The sequence below is a fragment of the Pseudopedobacter sp. genome (assembly GCF_040392825.1).
Taxonomy (GTDB): domain Bacteria; phylum Bacteroidota; class Bacteroidia; order Sphingobacteriales; family Sphingobacteriaceae; genus Pseudopedobacter.
The window spans coordinates 1-3,375 of record NZ_JBEBVH010000357.1 but is presented as its reverse complement, the minus strand read 5'-3'; the positions used below and the strand labels follow the sequence as shown (position 1 = coordinate 3,375).

Sequence of the window (3,375 nt, the reverse complement as noted above, 5' to 3'; positions counted from 1 at the left end):
AACTGTTAAGCCCCCTGATCGCACAAACCTTCCTTCACTCTATGCCACCCCAGACCTATGGTTACCTACCATACTATGAAGCTATTAAGGATCAAACAGATAAAAATTACGAGCCAACTTTTGATAAACAAAAAGATATTTATCTGGATATTTTTGATAAACTGGAAGAGGCAAATACACTTTTAAGTGCCAATACTTCAATTAGCGCGACCAGCGATCCGGTTTTTGGTGGAAATATTACCAAATGGAGAAAATTTGGAAACTCATTATATTTAAGATTACTGCTTAGAGTATCGGGGAAAGCCGAAGTGCAGGAGCTTTGTAAACAGCGGATAAAAGATATTGTAGATAACAAAGCCTCTTCTTATCCTGTAATGGCAAATAATGACGACTCTGCCATATTGAGGTGGACAGGAATTGCGCCTTATATTTCCCCTTATTTTACTTTGCGGGCGGCAGATTTCAGACAACCTGCTATTTGCAGTTTCTTTATAGACAATCTTACAAGATGGAATGACCCACGCATTAATAATGGCACTTATGGGTTAAATGGTGTAAACCGTTGGGGTATTGCACCTTACGGAGGTCAGTTTGTAGGAGTACCAAGCGGTTACGAACAAGGAGGAGGAGAGGTAAGACTGTCCTATTTCTACTCTATAGATCAAACCGTTTCCGGAATTACACCTCCTGCCCGCAACCTGCAATCAGAACCTATGACGGGCATGATTATGAATTATGCAGAATTGCAGTTTATTCTTGCCGAAGCTGCGGTAAAGGGATGGATAAACGGATCTCCGGAAGTCTTTTATAAACAAGGCATAAAGAACAGCATTACTTTATGGTTGCCAAGCTGGTCAGAAGATATAGATACTTATATCATTAATGCAGACATTCCCTGGGTAGACACCCAAACAGAGACTGAAAAGATGGAGAAAATCCATTTACAAAAATACTATTCGTTATTTCTTGTAGACTTTCAACAATGGTTTGAATACCGAAGAACGGGGCATCCTGTATTACCTAAAGGCAACGGATTGAAGAATAATAAAGTGATGCCGGCAAGATTAAACTATCCGGTTTATGTACAATCTACGAACCCTACCAGTTACAAACAGGCAATTTCAAGTCAGGGGCCAGATGTAATATCTACCGAAGTATGGTGGCAGAGGCCATAATGTTAAATAGTTGACTAATTAAAGATCATTAAGATGAAAAAAACGATATTTTATTTACAACTCTTTATTTGTCTCAACATACTTTTTGGAGGATGTAAAGACGGTAACTATCCGGGAGCAACAGTTAGTCCCTATATCTCTATTTTTGATTTAAGAAACCTGTATAAAGGCGAAGATGTTAAGCTCTCTGCAGACAATATGTATGGTTCATCAAAAATTACAGGTATTGTTGTTTCTGATCATTCGGGACATAATTTACCCGAAGGCCTGTTAGTTTTACAGGACAAAAGGCGCTTATCCCAGTTAAGAGGAATAAGTCTGGCCATAGGCGCAGATGCTGTAAACTATATTCCCGGCGACTCAATCATAGTCGACCTTAACGGCGGAATACTGAAACGCGTTAATGGAATTTTGCAGGTTACAGATATCCAGGATGAATCTATAACTAAAATTTCTTCTTATAATGTCATTCCGGTTAATCGGGTAAACAGCAACGTTATTATAGCCAATCCCGATAATTATGAAAGTACACTGGTTGCAATTGTTAAGGGTGGTTTTGATCCTTTACCTGCACCAACAGATATATTCTCGGGTAATAAGACCTTAAATGACGGTTTTGGTAAAATTAGTCTGCATACAGAATCTACAGCAACATTTGCCAATAATCTGTTACCCGGATTAGGAAATTTCTATGGAATAATTTTCAATAATTATGACAACAATGGCAAACTTACTCCACAGCAACGTTTGCGAACAGCAGACGACCTTGTTGTGTTAAGTTCAGACATAAAAGCATGTCCGGTTATTATTACAGGTTTTATGAATGACGCGTCTAATGCAGTACATGTTACAGATGCCAATTATGAATATGTGCAGCTAATGGCCACACGAGATATAGATTTCTCTCAAACACCATTCTCTTTGGTTACCAGCACCAACGCTACAAATTCAACACCCACAGGATATCCGGCAAATGGTTGGGCTACAGGAGATTTAAGGACGTATAAATTCAACCTTACATCAGGTTTTGCTGCAAAAGGTACATTCTTTTATGTGGGCGGATCGTCAAAATTAATCAATGGCAGAGGCTCCGACGCGAGTATGAGCAACGCCAACTGGATACGGTCTTTTGATTACAGCACTACTAATGGTGATGGATTTGGAACCAAAACAACCAATGTAATGTCAAACGGGGGTGCCGCGTTTGGGATAGCTGTGTTTGAAGGTACAAGTGTAACAACAAATTCCGAACCTGTAGACGTCGTTTGGGTAGGAAGCAGCGGTAATATTTATACAGCCGGCCCACCAGCTCGTGGCTATCGTATCACAAATACAGATTATTATGATGAGATAGACCCGATAACATTAGCCGAACAGCCTTTTTTCAGGTCAGGTGTCAATATGCAGAGCTTTGCATATACAACTGCCGGTATTGGAGCATTTAACATGCTGGGTGGTACATATAATCCTGTTTTAGGCAGGTGGACCAAGGCTAGGGAGCAGACATTTGTAGTATTAGGACTAAACTCTACACTTCAAAATATCGAAACAGGGAAAATAACAGTTTTAGAGGAATAAAGCTATCTAAAGGTAAGTTTTATGAAAATTAACGCATCAATTTTGATGGTCCTGGTAGTGCTATGCACTATTTTTAAGGCAAGTAGCCAGCATAAATCGCTCAAAATAGTATCATATAACATTTTTGACAGTTTCAGAGGTGACTCTTCGATTAAGAAACTGTTTATCGAGCTTGCAGGACAAGAACAGCCGGATATCATCGCTTTACAGGAAGTAAAAGGATATACCGAACAAAGCCTTAACGTGTTTGCAAAAAGTTTGGGAATGCAATACAGCGCATTGCAAAGAGAAAGAGGGCACTCTGTAGCTTTAATTTCCAGATATCCCATTTCCAATGTGAAGAAAGTAACCAAAAACATGTTTCATGGATATATATACGCCAATATTCTGGATTATCACCTAGTAGTAGCGCATTTAGCACCATTCACATATATGGAGCGAAATATGGAAATGGATAGTTTAATAGCTTTTCTAAATACACTGCAAAAAGAAGATAAGGTGCTGGTGATGGGCGATTTAAATGCAATGTCTCCGGCAGATAAAAAGAGCTATGGCACCGATAAGATAGTCATGATGGAGACTACAGAAGCCAAAAATGCACATATCCGCAATTTAAATAATG

At 39.2% G+C, this 3,375-nt stretch carries 3 protein-coding genes; all 3 read left to right on the top strand.

Annotated features, from left to right (window positions below):
- Positions 1-1,175, top strand: a 1,175-nt coding sequence (locus ABWO41_RS16865; RefSeq protein WP_353140510.1) for a SusD/RagB family nutrient-binding outer membrane lipoprotein, incomplete at its 5' end; no start/stop codon positions are given.
- Between the two features lie 33 nt (positions 1,176-1,208).
- The gene (locus ABWO41_RS16860; RefSeq protein WP_353140507.1) at positions 1,209-2,753 is read left to right on the top strand and encodes a DUF5689 domain-containing protein; all 1,545 of its coding nucleotides are present in this window, start codon (positions 1,209-1,211) and stop codon (positions 2,751-2,753) included.
- Between the two features lie 21 nt (positions 2,754-2,774).
- Positions 2,775-3,375 (top strand): endonuclease/exonuclease/phosphatase family protein (locus tag ABWO41_RS16855; RefSeq protein WP_353140504.1); only part of this gene is annotated, 601 nt, incomplete at its 3' end.